This is a genomic window from Streptomyces sp. NPDC030165 (assembly GCF_055573595.1).
The window spans coordinates 200,877-222,297 of sequence record NZ_JBVIBD010000012.1; the positions used below are offsets into that span (position 1 = coordinate 200,877).

22 protein-coding genes and 4 pseudogenes are annotated in these 21,421 nt (G+C 71.3%); 13 read left to right on the forward strand and 13 right to left on the reverse strand.

Annotated features, from left to right (window positions below; translation table 11 throughout):
• Nucleotides 1-309: 309 nt before the first annotated feature.
• A pseudogene (locus ACZ4Z1_RS23410) lies at nucleotides 310-764 on the forward strand (MerR family transcriptional regulator); the annotation flags it as partial.
• A gap of 18 nt (nucleotides 765-782) precedes the next feature.
• Here ACZ4Z1_RS23410 and ACZ4Z1_RS23415 read toward each other — a convergent pair.
• Nucleotides 783-1,466 carry a class I SAM-dependent methyltransferase gene (locus ACZ4Z1_RS23415; protein WP_468488552.1) on the reverse strand — a complete coding sequence of 228 codons (684 nt, stop codon included), beginning with the start codon at nucleotides 1,464-1,466 and terminating at the stop codon, nucleotides 783-785.
• A gap of 140 nt (nucleotides 1,467-1,606) precedes the next feature.
• Nucleotides 1,607-2,179 carry a class I SAM-dependent methyltransferase gene (locus ACZ4Z1_RS23420; protein WP_468488553.1) on the reverse strand — a complete coding sequence of 191 codons (573 nt, stop codon included), beginning with the start codon at nucleotides 2,177-2,179 and terminating at the stop codon, nucleotides 1,607-1,609.
• Nucleotides 2,180-2,185: 6 nt separating this feature from the next.
• On the opposite strand from ACZ4Z1_RS23420, the gene ACZ4Z1_RS23425 reads away from it, so the two are divergent.
• Nucleotides 2,186-2,995 carry an AraC family transcriptional regulator gene (locus ACZ4Z1_RS23425; protein ID WP_468488554.1) on the forward strand — a complete coding sequence of 270 codons (810 nt, stop codon included), beginning with the start codon at nucleotides 2,186-2,188 and terminating at the stop codon, nucleotides 2,993-2,995.
• On the opposite strand, the gene ACZ4Z1_RS23430 is transcribed toward ACZ4Z1_RS23425, so the two are convergent.
• Nucleotides 2,980-5,649: a SpoIIE family protein phosphatase gene (locus ACZ4Z1_RS23430; protein WP_468488555.1), complete on the reverse strand. Its 2,670-nt coding sequence runs from the start codon at nucleotides 5,647-5,649 to the stop codon at nucleotides 2,980-2,982. The genes ACZ4Z1_RS23425 and ACZ4Z1_RS23430 overlap by 16 nt on opposite strands.
• Nucleotides 5,650-5,880: 231 nt before the next feature.
• Nucleotides 5,881-6,531, reverse strand: coding sequence for a TetR/AcrR family transcriptional regulator (locus ACZ4Z1_RS23435; protein ID WP_468488556.1), 651 nt, complete (start codon nucleotides 6,529-6,531; stop codon nucleotides 5,881-5,883).
• Between ACZ4Z1_RS23435 and ACZ4Z1_RS23440 the strand changes: the two are divergent.
• A pseudogene (locus ACZ4Z1_RS23440) lies at nucleotides 6,495-7,013 on the forward strand (hypothetical protein); the annotation flags it as partial. The gene ACZ4Z1_RS23435 and the pseudogene ACZ4Z1_RS23440 overlap by 37 nt on opposite strands.
• A gap of 26 nt (nucleotides 7,014-7,039) precedes the next feature.
• Here the strand turns inward: ACZ4Z1_RS23440 and ACZ4Z1_RS23445 are convergent.
• A complete protein-coding gene (locus ACZ4Z1_RS23445; RefSeq protein ID WP_468488557.1) occupies nucleotides 7,040-7,939 on the reverse strand; it encodes an ANTAR domain-containing protein in 900 nt (299 codons plus the stop codon).
• Between the two features lie 136 nt (nucleotides 7,940-8,075).
• On the opposite strand from ACZ4Z1_RS23445, the gene ACZ4Z1_RS23450 reads away from it, so the two are divergent.
• Entirely contained in the window at nucleotides 8,076-8,444 is a 369-nt protein-coding gene (locus ACZ4Z1_RS23450) for a helix-turn-helix transcriptional regulator (RefSeq protein WP_468488558.1), read from the forward strand.
• A 251-nt stretch (nucleotides 8,445-8,695) separates the two neighbouring features.
• Here the strand turns inward: ACZ4Z1_RS23450 and ACZ4Z1_RS23455 are convergent, their stop codons facing one another.
• The 3 genes and pseudogenes from ACZ4Z1_RS23455 to ACZ4Z1_RS23465 form a co-directional block, all read right to left on the reverse strand.
• On the reverse strand, nucleotides 8,696-8,971 hold the full coding sequence (locus ACZ4Z1_RS23455; RefSeq protein WP_468488559.1) for a hypothetical protein: 276 nt from the start codon (nucleotides 8,969-8,971) through the stop codon (nucleotides 8,696-8,698).
• A gap of 2 nt (nucleotides 8,972-8,973) precedes the next feature.
• A pseudogene (locus ACZ4Z1_RS23460) lies at nucleotides 8,974-9,573 on the reverse strand (TetR/AcrR family transcriptional regulator).
• Nucleotides 9,522-9,986: an alcohol dehydrogenase catalytic domain-containing protein gene (locus ACZ4Z1_RS23465; RefSeq protein ID WP_468488560.1), complete on the reverse strand. Its 465-nt coding sequence runs from the start codon at nucleotides 9,984-9,986 to the stop codon at nucleotides 9,522-9,524. The pseudogene ACZ4Z1_RS23460 and the gene ACZ4Z1_RS23465 overlap by 52 nt, the downstream one beginning before the upstream one ends.
• Before the next feature lie 390 nt (nucleotides 9,987-10,376).
• On the opposite strand from ACZ4Z1_RS23465, the gene abc-f reads away from it, so the two are divergent.
• The 7 genes from abc-f to ACZ4Z1_RS23500 all read left to right on the forward strand — a co-directional run bounded on the left by abc-f (nucleotide 10,377) and on the right by ACZ4Z1_RS23500 (nucleotide 16,897).
• Nucleotides 10,377-12,011 carry a ribosomal protection-like ABC-F family protein gene (gene abc-f, locus ACZ4Z1_RS23470; RefSeq protein WP_468488561.1) on the forward strand — a complete coding sequence of 545 codons (1,635 nt, stop codon included), beginning with the start codon at nucleotides 10,377-10,379 and terminating at the stop codon, nucleotides 12,009-12,011.
• A gap of 79 nt (nucleotides 12,012-12,090) precedes the next feature.
• Nucleotides 12,091-12,237: a hypothetical protein gene (locus tag ACZ4Z1_RS23475; RefSeq protein ID WP_468488639.1), complete on the forward strand. Its 147-nt coding sequence runs from the start codon at nucleotides 12,091-12,093 to the stop codon at nucleotides 12,235-12,237.
• Nucleotides 12,212-12,463, forward strand: a complete 252-nt coding sequence (locus ACZ4Z1_RS23480; RefSeq protein WP_468488640.1) for a hypothetical protein — start codon at nucleotides 12,212-12,214, stop codon at nucleotides 12,461-12,463. Before ACZ4Z1_RS23475 ends, ACZ4Z1_RS23480 begins: the two co-directional genes overlap by 26 nt.
• Nucleotides 12,463-13,512, forward strand: coding sequence for an HD domain-containing protein (locus ACZ4Z1_RS23485; protein ID WP_468488562.1), 1,050 nt, complete (start codon nucleotides 12,463-12,465; stop codon nucleotides 13,510-13,512). Before ACZ4Z1_RS23480 ends, ACZ4Z1_RS23485 begins: the two co-directional genes overlap by 1 nt.
• Before the next feature lie 204 nt (nucleotides 13,513-13,716).
• Nucleotides 13,717-14,676, forward strand: coding sequence for an alpha/beta hydrolase family protein (locus ACZ4Z1_RS23490; protein ID WP_468488563.1), 960 nt, complete (start codon nucleotides 13,717-13,719; stop codon nucleotides 14,674-14,676).
• A gap of 118 nt (nucleotides 14,677-14,794) precedes the next feature.
• On the forward strand, nucleotides 14,795-15,673 hold the full coding sequence (locus ACZ4Z1_RS23495; RefSeq protein WP_468488564.1) for a helix-turn-helix domain-containing protein: 879 nt from the start codon (nucleotides 14,795-14,797) through the stop codon (nucleotides 15,671-15,673).
• 93 nt (nucleotides 15,674-15,766) lie between these two features.
• Complete coding sequence (locus tag ACZ4Z1_RS23500) at nucleotides 15,767-16,897, forward strand: methyltransferase (protein WP_468488565.1); 1,131 nt, start codon at nucleotides 15,767-15,769, stop codon at nucleotides 16,895-16,897.
• Here ACZ4Z1_RS23500 and ACZ4Z1_RS23505 read toward each other — a convergent pair.
• From ACZ4Z1_RS23505 to ACZ4Z1_RS23515, 3 genes are all read right to left on the reverse strand, one after another.
• Nucleotides 16,845-17,726 carry a hypothetical protein gene (locus ACZ4Z1_RS23505; protein WP_468488566.1) on the reverse strand — a complete coding sequence of 294 codons (882 nt, stop codon included), beginning with the start codon at nucleotides 17,724-17,726 and terminating at the stop codon, nucleotides 16,845-16,847. The two genes, ACZ4Z1_RS23500 and ACZ4Z1_RS23505, sit on opposite strands and share 53 nt — an antisense overlap.
• The gene (locus ACZ4Z1_RS23510; RefSeq protein ID WP_468488567.1) at nucleotides 17,723-18,520 is read right to left on the reverse strand and encodes a MerR family transcriptional regulator; all 798 of its coding nucleotides are present in this window, start codon (nucleotides 18,518-18,520) and stop codon (nucleotides 17,723-17,725) included. Before ACZ4Z1_RS23510 ends, ACZ4Z1_RS23505 begins: the two co-directional genes overlap by 4 nt.
• 93 nt (nucleotides 18,521-18,613) lie before the next feature.
• On the reverse strand, nucleotides 18,614-19,192 hold the full coding sequence (locus tag ACZ4Z1_RS23515; RefSeq protein ID WP_468488568.1) for a 2'-5' RNA ligase family protein: 579 nt from the start codon (nucleotides 19,190-19,192) through the stop codon (nucleotides 18,614-18,616).
• Nucleotides 19,193-19,313: 121 nt separating this feature from the next.
• Here ACZ4Z1_RS23515 and ACZ4Z1_RS23520 point away from each other — a divergent pair, with 121 nt between their 5' ends.
• Entirely contained in the window at nucleotides 19,314-19,508 is a 195-nt protein-coding gene (locus ACZ4Z1_RS23520; RefSeq protein WP_468488569.1) for a YxD-tail cyclophane-containing RiPP peptide, read from the forward strand.
• A pseudogene (locus ACZ4Z1_RS23525) lies at nucleotides 19,501-19,971 on the forward strand (radical SAM protein); the annotation flags it as partial. The gene ACZ4Z1_RS23520 and the pseudogene ACZ4Z1_RS23525, both read left to right, overlap by 8 nt.
• Nucleotides 19,972-20,111: 140 nt before the next feature.
• Here ACZ4Z1_RS23525 and ACZ4Z1_RS23530 read toward each other — a convergent pair.
• Together ACZ4Z1_RS23530 and ACZ4Z1_RS23535 are read right to left on the reverse strand one after the other, a co-directional pair.
• Nucleotides 20,112-20,285 carry a hypothetical protein gene (locus tag ACZ4Z1_RS23530; protein ID WP_468488570.1) on the reverse strand — a complete coding sequence of 58 codons (174 nt, stop codon included), beginning with the start codon at nucleotides 20,283-20,285 and terminating at the stop codon, nucleotides 20,112-20,114.
• Nucleotides 20,286-20,499: 214 nt separating this feature from the next.
• On the reverse strand, nucleotides 20,500-21,288 hold the full coding sequence (locus ACZ4Z1_RS23535; RefSeq protein WP_468488571.1) for an aminoglycoside adenylyltransferase domain-containing protein: 789 nt from the start codon (nucleotides 21,286-21,288) through the stop codon (nucleotides 20,500-20,502).
• Nucleotides 21,289-21,421: the final 133 nt, after the last annotated feature.

Below are 21,421 nucleotides of genomic sequence, written 5' to 3' on the forward strand. Positions count from 1 at the left end.
CGGACCGCCGCGCCGACGCTGTCGGGTCGTGCCTGGCATCAATGATTCCCATCGATCGATCACAGGCCCTTCGGCGAAAAATGCCGAAAGGTCGGCGTAAGTGTCGCAGCGTGGGGAGATGGTGACCATGGATGCCCGGGTGACCCGGGTCACGGGTGAGGGGTGAGGTGATGCGGTGTGCGAGTGCGCCGGGGGCGGACGCGATGGGCTCACCTGAGGTGCTTGAAGTTGCCGCAGCGGCAACTCCTACCGTCCTGACCAGGGCCGGAAAGACCGGCCCCTGTCCAGCAACCGACCGGGAGGCGGGTCATGGCCTGGCCGACCGCCGAGTCGCGCGGATGTCCGGTGTGACAGCCCGGACCCTGCGGCACTACGACCGGACCGGCATCCTGCCGCCAGCGTGGATCGGCAGCAACGGCCACCGCCACTACGAGGAGGAGCAGTTGCTACGGCTGCAACAGATCCTCGTGCTGCGAGCGCTGGGCCTGGGCCTGTCCGAGATCGGCCGGGTCCTGGCCGCGCAGGTCGACGAGTTGGAGGCCCTGCGGGGTCACCACCGGCGCCCGCTCGCCGAACGCGACCGGCTCGACGTCCTGGCCGCCACCGTCTCCCGCACGATCACCGACCTGGAACGGTCCAGGAAGGACGGCAGCCCCATGACCACCATCAACCGGCCGGAGAACCTGTTCGAGGGCGTCCGGCCCGAGCAGTACGAAGAGAGCCTGCGCCCCTTCCCCGAGCACGCCGGGGAAATGACGCCGAGCCGAGTCTCCCCTCCCCCTCTACTCCTCCCACCGAACCGCTCGCACCCATATCCGGTCCTCCGTCACGTACCGGTCGACTCTCAGACCCGCATCAGCCAGCGCCTCCTCGAACTGCTGCTTCGTCAGGGGGCGGGCCAGGAATGTCTGGGTCCAGGCGGAGTCGGGGAAGGTGTACTCCGCGTGTACCGAGTTGACCCCGTCGCCGACCGGGTCCGCCGATACGATGCGGATGGTGAAGCCGGTGGGGTCGTGGCGTTCGCGTGGCACGTCGGTGTGGAAGTCTTCGCCCTCGCGCTGGATCAGTACGCAGCCGCTCGGTGCGAGGTGGCGGACGCAGGTGCGTAAGAGTGCTCGCCGTACGGCGACATCGGCGGTGTGCACGAGGAACGATGCGAGTATCACCGCGTCGAACGTCTCGCCCAGGTCGAGGTCCTCGATCGGGCTGCACACCGTCCGCGTCCCGCGGACGTGCTCCAGCATCTCCGGTGACTCGTCCACGGCGGTCACCGCGAAGCCTCGTTCCAGAAGCGGGTGGGTCATGCGCCCCACCCCGCAGCCCAGTTCCAGTATGTGCGCGCCCGCCGGCACCGCCTCGGCCACGATGTCCGGTTCGGCTCCGGCCGGCAGTCGTGCGTAGAGTTCGACCGCGCAGCCGTCCGGGGTGATCGGCCCGGGCCCTGTTCCCTGATGTCCCGCTCGCATGTTCCGTCCCATGCCCGCTCAACGGCCCGTTCCGCACAGCCGTTCCCCCTCTTCCCTCGACCGCCCGTTCGAGTGAACGCCGCGTCTCCGATCGCCGGGACCGACCGGCGCGTCTGACGGCCGGGGCCGATCGCCGCCTCTCACTCCCGTACGGCACGGAACCGGAACCGCCCCTTCCCGAGGATGACCTCCGCCGGACCGAACCCGGCCGCGCGCAACCGCCGCGGCAGGGTTTCCGGCGGGACGGGTACGTACGTGTCGCCCAGGTGTAGCAAGCGGAAGGCCGTACTCGCGCAGCCGTCACAGCCGGCGAAGACGCCACCGGGGCGCAGAACCCGCCGGGCTTCGGCGAAGAGACGGTCCTGCGCTTCCGGGGACGGCACGTGATGCAGCATGGTGAAGCACACGACGGCGTCGAAACCGCCGTCCGGGAACGGCATCGACGTGCCGTCGCCGTGCACGACGTCGACCTGTCCCGCGTACGCGTCCTGAAGTTTCTTGGCGAACTCCGCGTCGACTTCGAGGACACTGAGGTGACCCGGCACGCGGCGCGCGAGTACGCGCGTGGTGGCGCCGTAACCGGGCCCGATCTCCAGGGTCCCGGTGCCGAGTTCGACTCCGTCGAGGGCCCAGGGCAGCAGGTTCCGCTCCACCCCTCGTGCCCACCTGTCGGAACTGCACACCCACTGGTGCAAGCGATTCATGGAGGCCATGCGGCGATGCTAAGAAGCGCGGGCGACGTCCACCACGAGGTAGGGGGACACACCCTGTCGCGGTACGGACATCTCGTACCGGGGCGGTTCCCGGAAGCGGCAGTGGTCGTGGGGAGTTTCGTGGTCGACGACGGCCAGTGGTACGGACGGCACTGGCACACGGCACACCAGCTGGCCTGGGCGGAGGAGGGGGTCATCGCCGTACGCGCCCGGGGCAGCACCTGGATCCTGCCGCCGACCATGGCGCTGTGGATACCGGCCGGTACCGAGCACGCGACGGGTGCTTCCGGTCCGGTCGTGGGCCGGAGCCTGTACTACGTGCCGGACCGCTGTCCGGTGCGCTGGCCGGCCCCCACCGTCGTGGGCGTCTCGCGCCTGCTGCGCGAGCTGATCGCCTACCTGGCGGACGACGGTCTGACGGCGCATGCCCGGGAACGCGCGGAAGCTGTCGTCCTCGACCAGTTGCGTCCGGTCTCCGTGGCGACGGTCCTGGCACCCCTGCCCCGCGACGACCGGGCACGCCGCGTCGCACACGCCCTGCGCGCGTGCCCGGCGGACGACCGGACGCTGGCGGAGTGGGGCGCGGAGGTCGGGGCGAGCGCGCGGACGCTGGCCCGCGCGTACGCCGCGGAGACGGGGATGCCGTTCGGGCAATGGCGTACCCGCTTGCGCCTGCAGACCGCGATGCCGCTGCTGGCGGGCGGTGCGACGGTGGCGGCGGTGGCGCCCCGGGTCGGGTACGCGTCACCGAGCGCGTTCGTGGCGGCGTTCCGGCGCGTGGTCGGCGTACCGCCCGGAATCTATTTCTCGCCGTGAGCCGCGGACTCCTGGTCCTGCGGCACCGGGCGCAGGGCGAGGAGGGCGATGTCGTCGGCGCTGTCGGCGCTCAGGGCGATGAGCAGCTCGTCGCAGAAGACGTCGAGGGGTTCGCTCGCCAGGGCGGCGGCGTGCCGGCGGAGTCTTTCCATGGCGTGGTCGAGGGACTCGTCGCGGCGTTCGATCAGGCCGTCGGTGTACAGCAGGACGGTCGCGTGGGCCGGGATCGGATCGACGGCTTGCGGGCGCGGCATGTCGGGTTCCATGCCCAGCAACAGCCCTGAGCCCGCGTCGAGGTAGCGCGTGTCGCCCTCTCTGGTCGTCAGCAGCGGTGGCAGGTGTCCGGCGGAGGAGTGATTCAGCTGCCAGGGCCCGCTCGCGGAGCCGTTGACCAGACCGTAGATGCAGGTGGCGGTGGCCTCCTGGGACAGGCTGTGGTTGGCGATGTCCAGCCGGCGCAGCACCTCTTCGGGCGGCTCCTGGCGGTCGATGGCGATGCCGCGCAGCATGCTGCGCAGCTGGCTCATGGCGACCGCGGCCTCCAGGTCGTGTCCGGTGACGTCACCGATGACCACGGCGGTCTGCCCGCCGGGTACGACGAAGCTGTCGTACCAGTCGCCGCCGATCTGCGCGGTCGTGGAGGAGGGCGCGTAGCGGGCGGCCATCTGCAGGTGCCCGATCTCGGGCAGTACGGGCAGCAGGGAGCGCTGGAGGCGCTCGGCGATGTGGCGGGTCTCCTGGTACAGGCGGGCGTGCTCCACACCCAGGGCGAGGCTGCGGACCAGGTCGCCGATCAGGGGCAGCGATTCCTCGGTGAAGGGCCGTTCCGCGCCCGTACGGATCAGGGTCAGGGCGCCGAAGACGGCGCCGCGGGTCCGCAGCGGGGCGATGACCGCGCTGTTCGCCCCCACCCGTTCGAACAGATCGCGGTCGTGGGCGTCGAGCGGGCTCTTGACCTGGCCCGGCGGCGGGCCCTCGGTGAGCAGCAGCGGCCCGGCTCCGCGCAACACCCGGGCCAGCGGCCCGCGCGCCGCCCCGGTCACCGGGGGAAGCCTGCCCGCGTACGCTTCGACGGGCAGTTCTGTGGAGCTGTGGTGGGCGACGCAGAACCGCTCCAGCACGTCGCCTTCTTCGAGCAGGTCCACCACACACCAGTCGGCCAGTCGCTGGGTCAGGATCTTGGAGACCCGCTGCAGTCCTTCGTCCAGGTTCGGGGTGCTGCTCAGCGACTCCCCGATATCGGCCAGCAGCCGCCGTTCCCGCGCCGGCCCGTCGGGCTCGTCACTGTCCGCACCCGCGACGCGCTCCGGGTCGTCGGGCAGGTCCGGCCCGCCGGGCTGCTGCGCGGGGATGGCCTGGCTCTCTCCGGAGGGGAGGGGGGCCGGGACGGGAGGGGCGGTCCTGGGGGCGATCTGGGCGACGTAGACAGTCTGGCCGTCGGCCGTCACCTGGGTCTGGACGAACAGCCGTACGGGGACGAGCCTGCCGTCCCGGTGCAGCGCCGGCAGTGGTACCGAGCGGCCCAGGATGTGGGGCTGCCCGGTGAGCAGCAGGCGGGTGAACGCCGTCATGTGGCGCTCCCTCAGGTGCTCCGGGATCAGCGCGGTGAGCCGCTGGCCGACCAGCTCACCCTCCTGCCAGCCGAGCATGTCCGCGGCCGGTCCGTTCGCCACGATGATCCGGTTGTTGTCGTCGGCCGCGATGGTGGGCACCCTGCTCGCCCATACGTGACTGGCGTCCCAGGGCACCAGCTCGGAGGGGCTGGCACTCGGCTCGCGGGGAACCATGGTCCACGCGGTGGGTGGCCCGCCGGTGAGCTGGCAGGCGATCTGGTCGAGCAGCCAGCGGCGGAAGGCACGCTTCTGGGGAAGGGACGGCCAGGTGAGGAGGCGCTCGTCCCGGGCCGCCTCCTCTGCCACGTCGAGTACGCGGCCCAGGGTCCGTACCGCCCGTGCGATGTCCGCCGGGAAGGAAACGCTCAGGGAGTGGACGTGGGCCGCCGAAGGCTGCCCTTCCAGCGCTGCCGACATGTTCGCGCCGATCACGTTGCTCGCGTCGTGCGCGGCGGCGAGGTCTTCCGGGTCCACGCCGGTGTCCTCCCCTGCGTATGCCGCGAAGGTCAGCTCGCGGAGCAGGGTGTGCTGGTGATGCTGGGCCGCCAGGTACAGCGTGCCGGGGAGGTCGACGAGCGTCACCGTACGGGTCGGGCCACAGGACGGTTCGGCGGTCTCCCATGTGGAGGACGGGGGTGGCCGCTCGTCGCACCACAACTCGAACCACACCGTCTTGCGCTCGTCACCGGTGTCGACGCCGTACCGGGAGGCGAGCTGCTCGACGACCGCCAGGCCCTGTCCCCGGCCCTGTCCGGCGTACGTATCGGGGTCCCCCGGCACCGGCCGACGGCACGGCCGGTGGTCGCTGACCCGAACCTGGACCTCGTCGTCGAGCAGCCGGACCGCCACCTCGGCCTCCGTGCGCGCATGCAGCACCACATTGGTCACCAGCTCGCTGACCAGAAGTTCAGCGGTATCCACCGCGTCCGGCGCGCCGTCGGCCAAGGCAGCTCGCACGAAGCGCCGGGCCTGCCGCGCGCTCTCCGGCCGTGGCGGAAACCTCTGCGAGGACGCCGCTCCCGGCTGACTGATGTGGTCCATGCCGTCAGTGTGGGGCACGCGACATCCCTCAGGGCCGCGCTCCCGAGGTATCTCGTCAACGTGCTCGCCGGAATCCATCAACTGGGTGAGGGGAGGGTGGGCCTGACGGGGTTGCCGGGGCACTGGGCCCGTACGCGGCAGGGCCGCCACCGCGTCGCCGACCGGTTACTCAGCTGCCCGTCTGTCCCGTGGGCGTCGGTGGCCGTGAGCAGCAATCGGCGGAGGAGCGCATCACGCCCGGCCGCCGCGCGCCCGTTCCTCAGCCGCGTCGAGCGCGGGGATGAGTGGTGCCAGCGTGGCGCGGAGCAGGTCCGGCAGTGAGCCGGACGGCACGACGAGTCCGCCGGGCGCCGAGGACGCGACGGCCGTCTGCAGCCACTGTCCGAGCGCGACGCGGACCGCGGCGGCCACGCTCGCCGCGAGCACTCGGGCGGTGTACGGGGCGGCGTGCGGGTCCGTGGGTGGGCCGGTATGCGGGGAGGTGGAGGGGTCGGCGTACGGGCCGGTGTCGCCGAGGCGTTGGGCGATCGCGTCGGCGAGGGGGTGTTCGATCGCGGTGGCGGTGTCGACGAACGCGCCGCGCAGTGTGGGGCGGGTGGTGATCAGCAGCAGCGCGTCCGGGCCGGGTTCGTCCGAGGCGGTGTACTGCTCCACGATCGCTTCGATGACGGCGTCGGCGAGACCGACGCCTTCAGGCCGGCCGGCCACCGCCGCGGCGACGCGCTCTTCCCGTTCGCCGGTGACGGCGGCGACGATCGCCTGCTCCCGACTGGAGAAGTAGTTGTTGTACGTCCTCGGCGAGACGCCGGCGGCCTCGGCGATGTCGTCGACGCGCACATGGTCCGTACGCCGCCCTGCCCCTCGAACACGTCGACTGGGCACCCTTCGACATCCTGAGCCTGGACCTCTACCGGTCGGCCGAGGTCGCCGGCCACTTCGCCGAGAGTGTCCGCGCCCTCGTCGCACAGGGGAAGCCCGTCGCGATCACCGAGTTCGGCACCGCCGCGTACCGCGGCGCGGGTGACCGGGGCGGCCGCATCCTGGAGGCCGTCGAGTTCGACAAGGCCACCGGAGCGCCGGTCCGGCTGAACGACGCGTACGTACGCGACGAGCCGGGCCAGGCCACGTACGTACGCGAACTGCTGGAGACTTACGACACCGCGGGTGTCGACGGCACCTTCGTCTTCCTCTTCGCGCTCGGAAACTTCCCGCACCGCCCCGACGGCGATCCCCGCGACGACCTCGACCTGGCCAGTCCCGGCATCGTCAGAGTCCTCGAAGGCCGGCACGGGGACACCTATCCCGATATGCCTTGGGAACCGAAGGCGGCTTTTGCCGCCCTCGCCGAGTACTACCGCGGCTGACGCCGAGCACGCCGTGCGAGCCGCGGCTATTCGCCGCGCGCCGCGCGCCACTGCTCGGGTACGGCGTTCCGGACGGCAGCCGTGTCCTGCGCCGGAACCGCCGGATCCGCCTTCGCCTTGGCGACCGCGGCTCCCAGGTGGCTCTGCACAGCGTCGGGCAGCGCGGAACCCTGAACGCTGTTGACCAGGTCTTGAGCGATCCGGTGCAGTTTGATGTTGGTGTGCTGAGAAGCGCTGACCAGAACGGACCAGGCGGCCTCCGGGGTCAGCGTGAACGTGGCCATCAGAATGCCGCGGGCCAGGTCGATGGCCGGGCGGGTCTGCATGGCGCGGCGGAGCTGCGCGACCTCCGTGGGCAGGTCCCGGGAGGCGTCTTCGTGCGGGGGCGAACCGTCGACGGCGGCGAAGGGGGCGTGTCCGTCGTTCGGGGCGCGATTCGGGACCGGGTTCATGTTCGGGTTCACGTTCGGGGCCGGGTTCGCATTCGGGATCGGGGGCACACTCGGAGCCGGGTTCGCATTCGGAATCGGATCTGTGGGGACGAACAGTTCGCGGGTCCCTGTCAGCTCCAGCAACCGCTCGACCGCACGGCCGCCGGAGACGAGGACGACGGTCTTGTCGTGCGCGACAGCCCGTAGACGCAGACGCAGCAGCATGTTGAGGCCGGCGCAGTCGCAGAACGACACCGCGTCGAGGTCGAGATCGACACCCCGGGGCGAGCAGCTCAGAACCTCGCGCAGCTCGGGTTCAATCCCCCCACAGGCGCCCAGGTCCAGCTCTCCACGCACCACCACCCTGGTGCGATCGCCGCCCCGGAGGGCCTCGATCCCCGACAGACCCGGCAAGGACACGGCGGACGTGCCGCCACCCCCGTTGCCTTCAGCGGGGCCTTCGGGGAGGCGCGCCCAGTGCGCAGCTTCCGGCATGGCCTTCCTCTCCCGCCCTCATCGCCTCGTCTGCCGTCCATCTCAGGCTCGCCCATCGACAGACACCCGTCAACTAATACACGAAAATCGTTGCGTGTATCGAGACGCGTGAATGTTCGGTCGGTAGAGTTGGAGCATGGATGGATTGACCGAGTCGAACAACGGGGTGCCCGAAGCGCACACCGGGTGGACATTTGTGACCAATCATGCCCGGGTCCTGGCGGCCATCGCCGACAATCACAACGCCCGCATCCGCGACATCGCCGCGCACTGCCGGCTGACCGAACGCGCCGTCCAGAAGATCATCGCCGACCTGGAGCGCGACGGTTACCTCTCCCACACTCGCGAGGGCCGCAGCAACACCTATCGGATCGACCCCAGCAAGGTGCTGCGCCATCCGGCCGAAGCCGGCCTGACCGTGGCGTCCCTGCTCTCCCTGCTCGTCCAGGACGAAGCGGACCGCAGCATGCTTCCCGAGGACCGGCACCAGCACAGCACGGCCTGAAGTCCGACGGCCCGAAGACCGCCGACCTGAAGTCCAGCGGTCCGAAGTCCGGCAGTCCGCTGGTGCCGGCCCGAGGGCGGATGGCCCGAGAGCGGACGACCTCAGTGCTGACGACCTGAAGAATACCGGCCTACCGCGAAGCGGGAGCGGCCGCTGCGGCCCGAGGCCGTCCGCTTCGCCCGGCCCGGTGGCCACGCGGCCGGCGAACCGGCCCGCTCAGGAAGACCCCGGCCGCCGGGTCGCGGGCCGGGTCAGACCGGCACTTCCACCCCGGCTCGCCTCAGGTACCCGAGGGCCAGCCCCAGGCACTCACCGGGGGTCCTTCCGTCCACCCGGGTGCTGTGGCCCTGCGGCAGGGGACCTCCCGAGGCGACGAAGGTCCACGCGGGTCTGTGCTCGCGGGCACGCTCCGCGTCCACCCGGATCAGGGCGTTGATGCCCTGATCGCCCAGCCATTCGAGGATGAGCAGCGTCACGTCCTCCACGCCGCTGCCCGGGTCGAGTTTCGGCCACCGGTTCCTGCTCACCGTCACCGCTCCTGAGTACGTCGCCGGCTCGGGAGGGCCGGCAACGGCCGTGTCCCCGAGCGGCGCAGGAACTCGATCCCCTGGTCCAGGGCCGCCTCCAGGTGTTCCAGGCTGCCGGTCCCGATGTACATCAGCACCCCTCCTTGGATGCCGGCCAGGAGCGCTCGGGCGCGGCGGTCGGCGTCCAGGGCTGCATCGATCTCGCCCTGACGTTGCATGGTGCGAATGCCGGCGGCCAGTTCGCCCTGCCACCGGGTGTAGAGCTCTTTGACCACGGCCTGAGCGCCGTCCGTCGTCGGACCGAGTTGGCCCATGACCGCGTTGACCGGGCAGTTGGGACCCTGATTGCGGTAGCGGGCGACGACCTTGTCACGCCAGATCCGTCAGGCGTCCCACGCATTGAGCGCGCCCAATTCCGGCTGTTGATCGCTGATCACGCCGGAGGTCTCGTACCGGGCCACGGCCGGCAACAGCTCGCCCTTTCCGCCGGGAAAATAGTGGAACAGCTGATTTTTTCCGGTCGCGGTACGTTGCATGACGTTGTCGAGCGTCATGGAGAAGATGCCCAGCCGACGGATTTCGGATGCCGCGCCCTCGACGATGCGCCCCCGTCGTACACCACATGGGCGCCTTCACCTCCCGTCAACTCCCCGACCTGGCCTCCGAAGCCGCCACCACTGGATGTCGGGACATGATCCGCGGCGTGCACGACCACGGTGTCGCCCGGCTTGACCGGGTACGTCTCGGTGGTGAAGTAGCGGGCCGCCAGCCCCTGCATGATCACCGCGGCCGCGGTCTCGTCGGACACCTCGTCAGGAAACTTGACCAGCGCCTCCTCGGGAATGGCGAGCAATTCCGCGTAGCTGCCGACGCGACAGAACCAGGCGACGCGGTCAGCGGGGGTGCATTCCTCGACGCCGTCGCCCAGAGCGGTCACATATCCCATCCTCTCGGCTCCGAGGATCGCGGGAGCGGCCCAGCCAGGGCCACCGGCCGTCCGGGCCCCGACGTCCATGAAGTTGACTCCCGCGACGGCGAGGCACACCAGCACCTCACCTTTCCAGGCGCCGGATCGGGGAATTCGGTCCCGTATGGCGACGAAAATGGACCCGCACGTCCAGTCTCCGGCGGACGGGCCAGTCGTGTACGGCCGGTTCCGGTCCCGTCCGTGGCCGGACGCACACGCCGGCCGAAGTCGTGGTGTTAGCCTGGCGACGACGTGATCTCGGATCGAGGAGACGCAGCTGTGGCGGGTGACGACGACATCTCCGGGTGATACCCGGACCTGACGGCCGCCGGCCGGTGCGCGGACGCACCGCCGTGGTGGCCGCCTCGTCGTGCCCTCCTGCCCGTCTCCGGGCACCGGTGTCTGCCGTGCCCGTGGTGTTCTCTCCGAGGTATCCCCATGTCCGACGCTTGCGTCGTCTGCTCGAACCTGTCCTTCGCCTGGCCCGACGACACCCCCGTCTTCCAGGACCTGACCTTCACCGTGGGCGCCGGCCGTACGGGGCTGGTGGCGCCCAACGGCTCCGGCAAGAGCACCCTGCTCAAGCTGATCGCCGGTGAGCTGCGCCCCGCCGCCGGGTCCGTCACCGCCTCCGGCGTCCTCGGTCATCTCCCGCAGAGCCTCCCCCTCACCGCCGACCTGACCGTGGCCGAAGTACTGGGCGTCGCCGAGGTGATCCGGGCCCTGGACGCCGTGGAGTCCGGCGATGTGAGCGAGGCGCACTTCGCGACCATCGGCGACGACTGGGACATCGAGGAACGCACCCGTGCCCAGCTCGACCGCCTCGGCCTCACCGAGCTGCCCCTGGACCGCGGCCTGAGCACGCTCAGCGGCGGTCAGGTCGTCTCGCTCGGGCTGGCGGCGCAGTTGCTCAAGCGGCCCGACGTCCTGCTGCTCGACGAGCCGACGAACAACCTGGACCTCGACGCGCGCCACAAGCTCTACGACGCGCTGGAGGACTGGCACGGCTGCCTGCTCCTGGTCAGCCACGACCGGGCGCTGCTCGACCGTATGGACCGCATCGCCGAGCTCGCCCCGGGCGCTCTGCGGCTGTACGGCGGCAACTTCACCGCGTACGAGGAAGCCGTACAGGCCGAGCAGGAGGTGGCCGAGAAGAACGTCCGCAACGCCGAGCAGGATCTCAAGCGGGAGAAGCGGGAGTTGCAGCAGGCCCGCGAGCGCGCCGAGCGCCGCGCGAGCAACGCCTCCCGCAACCTGAAGAACGCGGGCCTGCCCCGCATCTTCGCCGGGAACATGAAGCGCGGCGCCCAGGAGTCGGCCGGCCGGGCGGGCCAGACGCACGCCTCCCGGGTCAGCGAGGCCAAGGCGCGTCTCGACGAGGCGGGGCGCGCCGTACGCGACGAGCAGCGCATCACGCTGGACCTGCCCGACACGAACGTGCCCGCTGGGCGCAATCTGTTCCTCGGCGAGGGTCTTTGCCTCAGCCTCGGCGGGCGGCCGCTGTTCGCCGCCGACGGGGTCGACCTGACGATCCGGGGCCCCGAGCGCATCGCGCTGACCGGGCCCAACGGCGCCGGCAAGACCACGCTGCTGCGCCTTCTCCACGGCGACCTCGAACCCGAAGCGGGGCAGATCAAGCGGGCCGACAGCCGGGTCGCGTACCTCTCGCAGCGCCTCGACGTGCTCGACCTCACCCGGACCGTGGCCGAGAACTTCGCCGCGTCCGCCCCGCACCGTACGGAAGCGGAGCGGATGAACCTGCTCGCGCGCTTCCTCTTCCGGGGCGCTCGGGCGCACCTCCCGGTGCGTGTGCTGTCCGGCGGCGAGCGGCTGCGCGCCACCCTGGCGTGTGTGCTCTGCGCCGAGCCCGCCCCGCAGCTACTGCTGCTGGACGAGCCGACGAACAACCTCGATCTGGTCAGCGCGGGGCAGTTGGAGAGCGCGCTGGCCTCCTACCAGGGCGCGTTCGTCGTGGTCAGCCACGATGAACGTTTCCTCGCCCGGATCGGCGTCGACCGGTGGCTGCGGCTGGCCGGCGGAGAGCTGAGGGAAACGGCGGCTCCCGAGGTGTGAGGGCCGGAACAGGGCCCGGCCCGCGTCCGAGGTGCGCATCCGGCGGGCCGCGTACAGCGCTCACACCAGGAGGACCACCATGCCCCGACCCGCTCTGCTCGCCCATGACCTCGTCCGTACGCCGGGGACCCGGCGGGTTCTCGACGGCGTCTCCCTCACCGTCTCTCCCGGCCGGTGCGTCGGGCTGATCGGCGAGAACGATGTCGGCAAGCCGTGGGCTCCGTGACGCCCGCCCGGCCGGACCGACGCCGCCCCCGGAGGAGGCGCTGTCCGCCGTGGCCCGCCAGGCGGTGGAGCTGCTGAGCGGGCCGGGCGTGCCGCTGCTCGACAAGGGCGGCGACCCGGAGCGCGCCGTGTCTACGCGAGCACGCCCGCAACAGCCGCACGCTGACCGACTACGCCTGGACAGTGGCCACTTCAGCCCCAACCGTGACTCCCCTACAGTGATCTGATGGGCAGCCAAACGGATCACAGCTCGCCGCACACTCCCAAGAATGCCGCCGCCCGGCCCGTACCGACGCATGTCGTCGGCCTCGCCCCCGAGTTCACCGACCCACTGTGGCGGATCTCTGTCCGCTTGAACCCCATCGAAGTGGACCTGCTGCGCAGCGAACCGCTCCGGCGCCTGCACTTCGTCGCGCACGCCGGGGCGTCGACGGTCAGCACCTTGCAGTCGTACTCCAGGCTGGAACACTCCCTCGGCGTGTTGGCGCTGGTCGCGCACTTCCGTCCGGAGGACGAGCTGCTGCGGGCCGCCGCGCTGCTGCACGACATCGGTCATCTGCCGTTGAGCCACACCTTCGAAGGCATGGCCGGTCTCGACCACCACGCCATCGGCGTGCAGTTGCTGCGGACCGATCCGATCCGCACCGTGTTGAACGATCACCGGATCGACGCCGAGGTCGTCGTCAGCATGCTCGGCGGCCGGCCGTCCTCGCCCCTGACCGGCCGCTCGGGCCTGCTGAACCTCGACCACCTCGATTCGTACGTACGCAGTGGGCGCGCCGCCGGGCGTCTCGATGCCGATCCGGCCCTCGTACTGCGCCGGCTCGCCGTCGAGGACGATGTGGTGTCGGCCGACCGCGAGACCGCCGCGCTGCTCGTGGACCTCGTGTGCGCGGAAGCGCGACTGCACACCTCGTGGGACAACGTGGGCCCGGTGTCGGTGGTCCGGCGCCTGGCCCGGCAACTGCTCGACAGCACGTCCGTCACCGCGGCCCGGCTCGCCCGCATGACCGATCCGCAGCTGTGGTCCGCGTTGGACTCCTGCACGGTGACGCGAGCGGAGAGCGCCATGATCCGGTACGAGCCGCACCGGTTGCGGGTCGTGGCCGGGCGCGCTGCCCAGAGGAGCTCCGGCTGGGGCTTCTCCCTGCGCAAGATCTACCGCTCGGCGCCGCTGGTGGCGGGAGAGCGGATCGAGGTGACCGCGCCCGAGCTCGCGGACGAGCTGGACGCGCTGCGTTCGCTGCCCACCGAGTTCCGCGTCTGGTGGAGCTGAGCACCGGCCGCGGCGGCACTCAGAGCGCGCACTCCTGCGAAGGTCCCTGCGATCCACACCCTTTGACAAAGTGGAACGCTGTTCCATATCGTAAACGGAACAGCGTTCCGCTTCGGTGTGCCGGAGTCGTACGCTCCTGCCCGCCTCTCCTGGAATCGGCCGAACACGGCTGTCGGCAGAGGCCGTTGAAGGGACTACCGCCTCATGAACGCATCGACTTTCCCGGCCGGCTTCCTCGGCTCGCCCGCTCCCGTCCTCTCGGTCAGCCCGGTGGTACTGTCCGTGCCCGGCCGGGCCGTGGATCTCCAGGTGCGGGTCTCCGCGCCCGTGACCGGGAGCGATCTCCCGGTCATCCTCCTGTCGCACGGGCAGGGCCCCTCCCACCACCTCTCCTCACTGAACGGCTACGCCCCCCTCGCCAACTTCTGGGCGGCGCACGGCTTCGTGGTGATCCAGCCCACCCACCTCAGTTCCCGGACGCTGAACCTGGACCCCGCCACCCCCGGGGCACCTCTGTACTGGCGGTCGCGGGCCGAGGACATGCAGCACATCCTCGACCGGTTCGACGCGATCGAAGCCGCCGTCCCGCAGCTCCTCGGACGCTTGGACCGCGGCAGGGTCGCCGTCGCCGGGCACTCGATGGGCGGCCACACCGCGAGCCTGCTGCTGGGCGCCCGGCTCACCGACCCGGACGACGGCACGGAGGTGGACCTGGCCGAGCCGCGCATAAAGGCGGGCGTGCTGCTCGCCGCGCCCGGCGGGGGCGGCGACGCCCTCGATCCGTCCACAGCCGAGGCCTTCCCGTTCTTCTCGACCACGGACTTCTCCAAGATGGCGACACCCACGCTCGTGGTCGCAGGCGACCAGGACGACTCCACCCACCTGACGGTTCGGGGCGCGGAGTGGCACACGGACCCGTACGTCCTCTCCCCCGGCCCCAAGGCGCTGCTCACCCTGTTCGGCGCGGAACACGGGCTCGGCGGGGTCTCCGGATACGACGTGGCCGAGACCACGGACGAGAACCCCGCGCGGGTGTCCGCGGTACAGCAGCTCACCTGGGCCTACCTCCGTTCCGAGCTCTACCCCGGGGACTCCGCCTGGCAGGTGGCGCGGGACGCGCTGGCGTCCGGTCCGGAGCCGCTCGGGCGGGTCGAGTCCAAGTAGGGCACGCAGGGGCACCGCTCTGCCCGTTCCTGATCCGTTCCGGCCCGTTCCTGCCCGCGCCGGCCGTCCTGGAACATTCGTCCAAGACAGCAGCACCGAAGTCGGCGACGGTAGAGGCATGCGCAGCTACGACGCGGGGAGCGACGCCCTGGATCATGACGCCAGGGATGCCGAGGATGCCAGGGGTGCCAGGAACAGCGAGGACTCCTGGGGCGCCAGTGTCGACTGGGAGGTCGCTCTTCCCCTCGGCGGAACGTCTCTCCACGGCGTCCGGATGGCCGGGTTCCGTGACCGTGTCGCCACCGGCCTGGACATGCGGGTGCTCCCGCAGCCCGCCGTGATCGTCGTCATCGAGCTCGGGGACGCCCCGTACACGGTCGAGGGGGCCACGGGGCGGCAAGCGCTGCGAAGCCTTGTCGCCCCGTTGTCGCCCGGCCCGGCCCGTATCCGCAGCGAGCGGGTCGAGTGCGTGGAACTGCGCCTGTCTCCCCAGGCCGCGTACGCGCTGCTGGGCGTCTCCCCGCGCGAACTCGGGTCCGTCACCAGCCTTGAGGACGTGTGGGGGCCGCACGAGCGCCGTCTCCGGGAGCAGCTGACCGTCGCCACGACGTGGCAGGAGCGCCTCAGGCTGACGAACGCGTTTCTCGCGGAGCGGGCCGCGCGGGCACCGTGGATGGCGCCCGAGGTCGCCGCGGCCTGGAACCACATCGTGGCCCGCCGGGGCCGGATACGGGTCGGTGACCTCGCCGCGTCCTGCGGGTGGAGCCGCAAGCGGCTGTGGTCCAGGTTCGGTTCCCAGGTCGGCCTCACGCCCAAGCGCGCCGCCATGCTGGTCCGCTTCGACTGCGCCGCCCGGGCACTGCGCGCGGGCGGCAACGCCGCCGACATCGCCCTGGCCTGCGGATACGCCGACCAGCCTCATCTCTACCGTGACGTCTTGGCCTTCGCCGGATGTACGCCGGGCGTCCTGGCCCATAGGGCGACTCCCGCCGGCTAGAGGCTCCCTCGCGCGGCCACCCCACACAACCGCCCGCGCGCGGCTACCCACACCACTCCCGCACCTGCCCGACGTACGGAGGAAGGAACTCCCTTGATCAGTACCGATGTCCTGGCGGCCGGCCTGGCCGACCGGGACGTGATCGTCCGGCTCACCTTCGGCAGCATGGCCGCGCAGACCCTGCGCGCGGCAGTGCGGTTGCGTGTCGTCGAGCTGATCGGCGACGGACGGCGCCAGGCCGCCCACGTGGCGGCCGACGCCGGCGCCGAGCACCAGCCCATGACGCGACTGCTGCGCGCCCTGGCCGGGCTCGGCCTGCTGAAGGAACACGCCCCCGACTGCTTCTCCGTGACGTCCACGGGCGCACTCCTCGATCCCGCCCGCACCGACGCGCTCACCTCTTTCGTGCGGATGTTCACCGAGCCGGCGATCCTCCGCGCCTGGGAGCACCTGGACGACAGCGTCCGCACCGGCGACATCGCGTTCGACACCGTCTTCGGTACGGACTTCTTCAGCCACCTGGCTCAGCACCCCGAACTGTCCACGGAGTTCAACGCGGCGATGAGCCAAGCCGTCGCCGGGACCGCCGCCGTACTGCCCCACGCCTTCGACTTCAGCCGGTTCACGACGGTCACGGACGTGGGCGGCGGCGACGGAACACTCCTGGCCGGCGTGCTCGTCGCGCATCCAAGGGTCGCCGGGGCCGTCTACGACACGGCGGAGGGCCTGGCCGGGGCGGGCGGGACGCTGGAGCGGCACGGGCTGGCGGAACGCTGCTCGCTGATCGCCGGGGACTTCTTCCGTTCCGTTCCCGGAGGCTCTGACCTCTATCTGATCAAGAGTGTCCTGCACGACTGGACGGACGACCGGGCGGTCACGATCCTGGGCCACTGCCGTGCGGTGCTGCCGCCCGGCGGCCGTGTCCTGATCGTGGAGCCCGTGCTCCCCGAAGTCGTCGGCAGCGGCACCGCCACCGGAGCCGGCACCGAGACCGAACCCAATGCCGGAGCCCACGCCGCCGACGGCGGAGTCACCTATCTGAGCGACCTCAACATGCTGGTGAACGTGGGCGGCAGGGAGCGCACCCGCAAGGACTTCGCGACCCTGTGCCACCGCGCGGGCCTGTCCCTCCTCTCCGTCACTCCGCTCACGCAGGCCGCACCGTTCTCCCTCATCGAGGCAGCGGCCGCGGAACGGACTGAGGTCCCCCCGGTGCGGACGTGATCCCGGCCTTCAGCGCGGCGACGACGGACGCGGGGTCCTCGGCGTAGAAGCGGAAGGCGCGGGCCTCGGCAGGTTTGCCCAGGGCGCGGATGAAGCGCACCGGCTCGGTGAGCTCGACGGTGACCGTCGTCTGGCCGGCCACGGCCATGTCGGCGACGCCGTTCTCGTCCACGCCGGCCAGCTTCCCGTCCGGGAATCTCCGGTCCTGCCGGATGGCAGCCATACGGTCGGCGGGGATACGGATGTCCAGCAGGGCGCCGTAGCGCAGGCGCAGCGAACCGTCGGCGCCGATCACGTGCGGGCGTACCACGCAGGAGGCGTGCAGGGCGATGACGAAGTAGCAGCCCCAGATGTCGAGGACGAGCGTCACGGCGTGCACCGCCGGCCACGGGATCAGGAAGGCGAGGCCCACGGTCTCGACGACGCAGACGAAGAGGAAGCCGTACATGGTCGCCGTCTGCCCCGGCGCGTACGGGACGGGCGTGTCGCCGTCGCGTACCCCGTGCGGGCCACGGCGCGTCACCCAGCGCAGGAAGCTGGTGGAGAGGAAGACCTCGTGGGCAGTCAGCTTGCGTACCGGAGCCGGGACGCCGTCGGCGATCGCGGCGCGGAAGGCGGCGCGGCGGTCGAGCCCGTCGCGGCGGTGGCGGCGGTGGTCGAGGCAGATCACGGTGGCCGCCGCGGCCGCGAGCGCGAGCATGGCCGGCTCGGTGGCCGTCCGGACGGCCGGGGGGATGCGCACGCCACCGGCCACGCACAGAACGAGTATCAGCTCGCCGGGTACGAGTGCGGCGAACGCCCGGCGCACGGTCTTTCTCAGCGTCTTCATCCGGCACGCTCCTTGAGCAGTTCGATGGCGCGGAACACGGCGGCGGCCTGGGCGGGGGCGAAGTCCTCGAAGAAGGCGTCGGCGAAACCGCCGCCCTCCCCCGCGTCCCCGTCGTCCGGGACGGCCATCGCCCGCAGCGCCTCGTCCGGGATGCTGTCGACGATGGCCCGGGCCGTCTGCTCCACCCGCGGATCGTCCTCGGCGGCCTCGGCCAGCTCGTCCATCCGGGCGTACACCTCGTACGCGCGCCGCATGGCCGCCGGGTCGGCCCTCAGGGTGTGCATCATGGCGTCGAGCCATCCGCGGTCGCCGCCCGGCGAGCTGGTGTCCAGCAGGGCGAGGAGCTGCCGTTCCTTGGCCGCCATCGCCGACTCCGGTCCGGGGAGCAGTGCCGAGGCGCGGTCCATGTCGTCGAAGACGGCCGCGAGCTCGGGTGAGACGGGGGCCTCGTCCGGGAGCCGCCCGGTCCGCTCGGCCTGTTCGAAGAGCCCGGCCAGGCGGGCGCGGCGCTGCCGGATGGCCTCCTCCTGGCGCGCCAGGTCGGCGTCCAGCTCGGTGAGGATTTCGACGAGGTCCTTGCCCGCGTCGTCCGCCAGTACGTCCTTGACCTCGTCCAGGCTCAGGCCCAGCTCGGTCAGCCGCCGGATCCGGGCCAGCTCGATGGCGTCGCGCAGCGAGTACTCACGGTAGCCGTTGGGCTGTCGCGGCGGTTCGGGCAGCAGCCCGGTGCGGTGGTAGTGCCGTACGGCACGGGTGGTGATGCCGACGATGCCGGCCAGCTCTCCGATGCGCATGCCTTCAGTAGAAACGTTGACGCTGCGACAAGGTCAAGCGTCACGGTACGGACGACGCGGCTGCAGCCGGCCGTGAGGCCACCGGCCCGTCGTTCAGGAGCGCGGGCCCAGGCGGTACGCCGTCCGGTCCTGCCAGCGCCGGCCGTCCCAGGCGATGAGCTGGACCGTGTCGACGGAACAGCACAGCGGCAGCGAGGGGGCCAGTTCGGCCTGCACCGCGTCGTACGCGGCCTGCTGGGTCGCCGGGCCCTCGTGGTTCGCGATCGTCAGGTGCGGGGCGAGGCCCGCCGTACCGAATATCCCGCGGTAGGGCACGACTTCCGGCCAGCGCCGGGTGAGCTCCTTGGTCAGCGCGGTCACGGGGTCGTGGGGCCACGGGTCGAGGTAGAGCACGCCGGGGTAGTGGCCGAACGCCTCGAAGGTCAGGGGGAAGGCGTCGTGCCCGGCGAAGAGGGCGACCAGTTCACGGTGCGTCGTGGCGTCGATGCGGCTTTCGTGCAGGAACGGGTACAGAACGGTCACGTGGGCGGGAAAGCCGGCCCGGACCAGCGGGTCGGCTTCGGGAACCTTGATCGTGAGGGCGGTGTCGCCGGGTATGTCGGGCCAGCCGGCGTCAGCGGGTTCGCTCTTGACCAGGCCGGCCTCTGGGAGCGCGTCTTCGTCCGTGTTCATCGGGCGTCATGATGGCATTGCCGGGTCACTCCGCTGACAGGTGTCGGCCGGAACGATGCGCTGCATTCGCCGCGGCCCCGTGGAAGCCTGGGAAGGACCGGCGAGCGAGAGAGGCCCTGGCATGACCGAGACCTGCCTGCCCGTACAGCCGAGTGAGGCGCGGCTGCCCGATTTCACCGCCCTGCCGCTCGGTGAGCTGTCAGCCCGTACGGAACACCCGGTGCTGAGCGCGCTGCTGCCCGGCGTACGCGAACGCGTGGGCAGCTCGGACATCGTCGCGTTCTACGACGACGCGCCCCCTGACGTGCATGAGTGAAGCGGGCCGCCCCGTTCCCGCCCGGGGTGGCGCGCCCTCCCGGCAGCCCCTGTCCACCCGGCAGTGCGCGCCCTTCCGGCAGTTCGTGCTCAAGGTACACAGCAGGTGCAATCTCGCCTGTACCTACTGCTACGTGTACGAGGGCCCCGATCAGAGCTGGCGCGAGCGCCCGGTCCGGGTGGCCGAGGACACCGTACGCCGCACCGCGGAACGCATCGCCCAGCACGTCTCCACGCACGGGCTGCGGACGGTACGTGTCGATCTGCACGGCGGGGAGCCGCTGCTCGCCGGCCCGGCCGCGCTGACCGGTTACGCGCGGGCCGTCCGGGACGCCGTGCCTGGGGACTGCGCCGTCGCCGTTTCCATCCAGACCAACGGCACACTGCTCACCGCGGACGCCCTGAAGCAGCTCAGCGCGGCGGGCATCACCGTCGGCCTGAGTCTCGACGGGGGCAGCGCCCGGCTCAACCACCGGCGTGTCGACCACGCGGGCCGCTCCTCGTGGCCCGCGGTACGGCGGGCGGCCGGTCTGCTGGCCGGTGCGCCCGCCGCGTACGGGGGCATCCTGTGCACCATCGACGTGGCCACCGACCCTGAGGAGACCTACCGGTCGCTGGTCGCGCTGGAGCCCACCAGCCTCGACTTCCTGCTGCCGTACGGGAACTGGAGCGAGCCGCCGCCCGGCATCGGGCCGTCCGCCGAGTCCGCGGGCCGGGCGGTGCGCCCCGTTCCGTACGGGGAATGGCTGGTCCGCGTCTTCGACCTGTGGTGGGACACGCCGCCGGGCCGTACCGGTCCGCCTGTTCGGGGAGATCGTGGCGTTGCTGCTCGGGGCGGCGAGCAGGTCCGAGACGGTGGGGCTGTCGCCGCTCGTCGGCGTCTGCGGGGGCGGCAGGTACACCGACCGCTACCTGCACCGGGCGGGTTTCGACCACCCTTCGGTGTACTGCGCGGACCTGGAGCACCTGATCCGCCATGTCGGCGAGCGGCTTCAGGAGGCGGTACGCGACACGCGTCTCAGCCAGGGGGCCAGTCGTCCGATCTCGGTGAGCACGTGGTCCACGTGCGGACGCACTCCGGCCCTCAGCTCATCGCTCCAGCTTTCCTCGGAGTAACTGCATTTCAGGTACAGCTCCTTGGCGTGCTCCAGGACCGGTCGGTGCCGGCGCGGGAGACGGCCGAGGGCCCAGTCGGCGGCGGCGTCCTTCGGCCTGATCCCACCGGTGGCGAGGGTGGTCCAGATGCGCGCGAGGGTGAGCAGGACGTTGCGGGTGTCGCTGTCCACCTCGTCCAGCAGGCCGGGGATGCCGTCCACACTCGCCCGTACCACGTCCGTCCACGGGACGGGGCCGAGAACCTGCGCCGGAGGCGGCCCGGCGAGCGGGTGATCGCCTGCCAGCGTCATGGTGACGAGCAGCGCCAGGTCCGGCATCGGTTCCGGCTGCGGGGCCCCACCGGCCGCGAACGCGTCGCGCAGCCATTCGCCGTAGAGGAAGTCGCCGGTCGGTGGAAAGCGCCACGGACGCACCTCGTCCTGGACGACGACGGTGAGTTCGACCGGGCGTCTCCCGCCCGTGAATCCGGAGACGGCACGCACCCCGTCGAGGAGGGCCTGCCGTTGCCGGTCGTTCATGCGCTGCCGGGAGACGGCGAGGATGTCCAGGTCGCTGGCGGGCCGGAGGCCCCCACCGAGCACGAAGGAACCGTGGAGGTAGGTGCCGAGGACTTGCGGGCCTAGTGTACCGTCGAGCAATTCCACGATCTTCCGTTTCTGGTCCATGGGACCAGTGTTGCCATCAGCCGCACCGGAGGCATCACCATGACCGGAGCGAGGCGGCACCCCGGCACGGCTCACGCTTCCCAAGGAGGCGGCGACCGGGCCGGTGTACCGGTGTAGAGGGTGTCGAGGCTGA

Coding starts and splice junctions, on each gene's coding strand:
- ACZ4Z1_RS23515 (WP_468488568.1), bottom strand. CDS start 19,192: ATGAACACGGACGAAGACGCGCTCCCAGAGGCCGGCCTGGTCAAGAGC.
- ACZ4Z1_RS23480 (WP_468488640.1), top strand. CDS start 12,212: ATGTCGGCAAGCCGTGGGCTCCGTGACGCCCGCCCGGCCGGACCGACG.
- ACZ4Z1_RS23425 (WP_468488554.1), top strand. CDS start 2,186: ATGCTAAGAAGCGCGGGCGACGTCCACCACGAGGTAGGGGGACACACC.
- ACZ4Z1_RS23475 (WP_468488639.1), top strand. CDS start 12,091: ATGCCCCGACCCGCTCTGCTCGCCCATGACCTCGTCCGTACGCCGGGG.
- ACZ4Z1_RS23445 (WP_468488557.1), bottom strand. CDS start 7,939: ATGCCGGAAGCTGCGCACTGGGCGCGCCTCCCCGAAGGCCCCGCTGAA.
- abc-f (WP_468488561.1), top strand. CDS start 10,377: ATGTCCGACGCTTGCGTCGTCTGCTCGAACCTGTCCTTCGCCTGGCCC.
- ACZ4Z1_RS23430 (WP_468488555.1), bottom strand. CDS start 5,649: ATGGACCACATCAGTCAGCCGGGAGCGGCGTCCTCGCAGAGGTTTCCG.
- ACZ4Z1_RS23520 (WP_468488569.1), top strand. CDS start 19,314: ATGACCGAGACCTGCCTGCCCGTACAGCCGAGTGAGGCGCGGCTGCCC.
- ACZ4Z1_RS23490 (WP_468488563.1), top strand. CDS start 13,717: ATGAACGCATCGACTTTCCCGGCCGGCTTCCTCGGCTCGCCCGCTCCC.
- ACZ4Z1_RS23450 (WP_468488558.1), top strand. CDS start 8,076: ATGGATGGATTGACCGAGTCGAACAACGGGGTGCCCGAAGCGCACACC.
- ACZ4Z1_RS23485 (WP_468488562.1), top strand. CDS start 12,463: ATGGGCAGCCAAACGGATCACAGCTCGCCGCACACTCCCAAGAATGCC.
- ACZ4Z1_RS23420 (WP_468488553.1), bottom strand. CDS start 2,179: ATGGCCTCCATGAATCGCTTGCACCAGTGGGTGTGCAGTTCCGACAGG.
- ACZ4Z1_RS23495 (WP_468488564.1), top strand. CDS start 14,795: ATGCGCAGCTACGACGCGGGGAGCGACGCCCTGGATCATGACGCCAGG.
- ACZ4Z1_RS23535 (WP_468488571.1), bottom strand. CDS start 21,288: ATGGACCAGAAACGGAAGATCGTGGAATTGCTCGACGGTACACTAGGC.
- ACZ4Z1_RS23415 (WP_468488552.1), bottom strand. CDS start 1,466: ATGCGAGCGGGACATCAGGGAACAGGGCCCGGGCCGATCACCCCGGAC.
- ACZ4Z1_RS23465 (WP_468488560.1), bottom strand. CDS start 9,986: ATGGACGTCGGGGCCCGGACGGCCGGTGGCCCTGGCTGGGCCGCTCCC.
- ACZ4Z1_RS23505 (WP_468488566.1), bottom strand. CDS start 17,726: ATGAAGACGCTGAGAAAGACCGTGCGCCGGGCGTTCGCCGCACTCGTA.
- ACZ4Z1_RS23510 (WP_468488567.1), bottom strand. CDS start 18,520: ATGCGCATCGGAGAGCTGGCCGGCATCGTCGGCATCACCACCCGTGCC.